We start from the raw sequence: 2758 nt of genomic DNA on the forward strand, positions 1-2758 counted from the left end.
TCATGCGGATCTTACCGGATACATGCGCCAGTACAACATGACCATTCTCCAGCTCCACCTGGAACATCGCATTCGGCAGTGCTTCCAGGACTTTGCCTTCTACTTCAATAACATCTTGCTTCGACATGTCATTCTCCCTTTATCAAATTGAAATTGGTTGGGCCAAACGCCATGCCCAACAACAGGTTATCTTCTAAAAATACATATATCATTGTAATGGGCGGCCTAAGTGGCCGCCCTTACAATAACATCTATCATTCGGTCTGCAGCGGCGGGAAAATCCCCGCCGCCGGCAGTTCACCTTTTAAGCCTTCTTCAGGACATCGATGAGGTCCTGCGTGACTTTCTCGATGGACTGTCTGCCATCGACTTCCGTATAGAGACCGGCTTTTTCGTAGTAGTCGATCAGAGGCTTCGTCGAAGCTTCGTATACGGAAAGGCGATTTTTCATCGTCTCAGCGTTGTCATCCGCACGCTGGAAGAGCTCGCTGCCGCATTCATCGCAGATGCCCTCTTTTTTCGGAGGGTTGAACTTCGTATGATACGTGGCACCGCACTTCTTGCAGATGCGGCGTCCGACTGCGCGCTCGATGAGGTCTTCAGCCGGAACGTTGATGTTCAGGACACGCGTGAGCTTGAGGCCGAGGTCCTTCAGGATGCCCGTCAGGGCGTCTGCCTGCTCGACCGTGCGCGGGAAGCCGTCAAGGATGAATCCCTTCTTGCAGTCGTCTTTGGCGAGACGCTCGCGCACAATGCCGATCGTGACAGAATCCGGAACAAGCTTGCCTGCGTCCATGCACGCTTTTGCCTGCTTGCCGAGCTCCGTTCCCTCTTTTACCGCTGCACGGAACATATCGCCCGTGGAGATATGGGGAATGTCAAATGCTTTGACAAGCTCAGCCGCCTGCGTGCCTTTGCCAGCACCCGGGGGGCCCATTAACAAGATATGCATAATATGCTTCCTCCTCTTATTTCATGAACCCTTCGTAATGACGCATGACGACCATGGACTCAATCTGCTTCATCGTCTGCAGGGCAACGCCTACGACAATGAGCAGGGCCGTACCGCCGAAATAAACGCCCTCAATATGCGTTGCCGCAGCAATCATATTCGGGAGAACGGCGATGAAGGCCAGGAACACGGAACCGGCAAGCGTGATACGAGTCATGACATGATCCAAATAATCTGCCGTTGGCTGACCTGGGCGGATGCCCGGGATGAAGCCGCCGTATTTTTTCAGATTGTCTGCCATATCCGGAATCTTTATCGTTACGGCCGTGTAGAAGTAAGTGAAGAAGATGATCAGGCCGACATAAAGTGTCGTCTGAAGCGGCTTGCCCCACTCCAAGTAGCTTGCAACCGTCTTGACCCAGGGCACATCGATGAACTGGGCCACGGTCACCGGGAACATCAGCACGGATGACGCAAAGATGATAGGAATGACGCCCGCCTGATTGACTTTCAGCGGGATATGGCTGGAATGGCCGCCGTACGCTCTCTGACCAACCACGCGCTTCGCGTAGGAAATCGGAATGCGGCGGAAGCCCGTCTCAATGTGGACAACGAAGACGACCATCGCGAGCGCGATGACGCCAAACATGAACACACTGAAATAGCTGATGGTACCAGCCTGTACATAGTGATAAATCGTTCCGATATTTTTCGGCAGGGCCGCGACGATACCGGCAAAGATGATCAAAGAGATACCATTGCCGACACCCTGAGCCGTGATCTGCTCACCAACCCACATGAGGAACACCGTACCGGCCGTCAGCGTGATCGCGATGATCAGAATATTGACGGGGTTCGGGTTCAAAATGGCAGCCTTCAGGCCGATGGACATGCCAAGAGCCTGGAGGAATGCCAGAACCACTGTGAGATAGCGCGTGACCTGCGTCGTCTTCTTGTGCCCCTCTTCGCCTTCCTTCGACCACTGTTCGAGCGTCGGGATGACGACATTGAGGAGCTGGATGATGATGGCCGCATTGATGTACGGCGTGATGCTCATCGCGAAGATGGAAAACTTACTGAACGCACCACCGGAAAAAAGGTCTAAGAGACCGAACAGATTACCATTTGCAAAGAGTTTCTCTATTGCAGTCGGGTCAACTCCCGGAACAGGGATGTGCGTCCCCAAACGGAAGATGGCAAACATGATCAACGTGAAGATGATCTTCTGCCGAAGTTCGGGTATCTTAAAGATGTTGCTAAGGGCGGAAAGCACCTCAGATCACCTCGACTTTGCCACCTGCTGCCGTAATCTTCTCTTCTGCGGATTTCGTGAAGCCGTTTGCACGGACCGTCAGCTTCTTCGTCAGTTCGCCGTTGCCGAGGATGCGGATGCCGTCCTGAACGTTCTTCAGGATGCCGGATTCTACGAGCACAACCGGATCAACCGTCGTGCCATCCTCAAAGCGATTGAGCGTCTCAACGTTGACTTCTGCGAACGTCTTAGCCCAGACATTCTTGAAGCCGCGTTTCGGGAGACGGCGGTAAATCGGCATCTGGCCGCCTTCAAAACCCGTGCGTACGCCGCCGCCGCTGCGGGAGTTCTGGCCCTTCATGCCGCGGCCAGCCGTCTTGCCATTGCCGGAACCGAGGCCGCGGCCTACGCGGTTGCGGACCTTGCGGGAACCAGCTGCTGGCTGTAATTCATTTAACTTCATCTAGTGCACCTCCTGTCTCGTCTTAGTCTGCGATTTCTTCTACCTGAATCAGATGCTCGACCTTGTGGAGCTGGCCACGGATGGCCGGATT

General features: G+C 54.1%; 4 protein-coding genes. All 4 read right to left on the reverse strand.

Annotated features, from left to right (window positions below):
* A partial coding sequence (gene infA / locus ACI4OH_RS01865; RefSeq protein ID WP_439784043.1) for a translation initiation factor IF-1 occupies nt 1-127 on the reverse strand: 127 nt, incomplete at its 3' end.
* A gap of 177 nt (nt 128-304) precedes the next feature.
* On the reverse strand, nt 305-952 hold the full coding sequence (locus tag ACI4OH_RS01870) for an adenylate kinase (RefSeq protein ID WP_432648232.1): 648 nt from the start codon (nt 950-952) through the stop codon (nt 305-307).
* 16 nt (nt 953-968) lie between these two features.
* Complete coding sequence (secY, locus tag ACI4OH_RS01875; protein WP_432648231.1) at nt 969-2225, reverse strand: preprotein translocase subunit SecY; 1257 nt, start codon at nt 2223-2225, stop codon at nt 969-971.
* Nucleotide 2226: 1 nt separating this feature from the next.
* Complete coding sequence (gene rplO, locus ACI4OH_RS01880) at nt 2227-2667, reverse strand: 50S ribosomal protein L15 (protein WP_295632128.1); 441 nt, start codon at nt 2665-2667, stop codon at nt 2227-2229.
* Between the last annotated feature and the right edge of the window lie 91 nt (nt 2668-2758).

This window comes from Mitsuokella apri (assembly GCF_051886055.1).
GTDB lineage: Bacteria > Bacillota > Negativicutes > Selenomonadales > Selenomonadaceae > Mitsuokella.

Bases quoted from the DNA above. Each gene is read 5' to 3' on its own strand.
- ACI4OH_RS01870 (WP_432648232.1), bottom strand. From the start codon at position 952: ATGCATATCTTGTTAATGGGCCCCCCGGGTGCTGGCAAAGGCACGCAG.
- rplO (WP_295632128.1), bottom strand. From the start codon at position 2,667: ATGAAGTTAAATGAATTACAGCCAGCAGCTGGTTCCCGCAAGGTCCGC.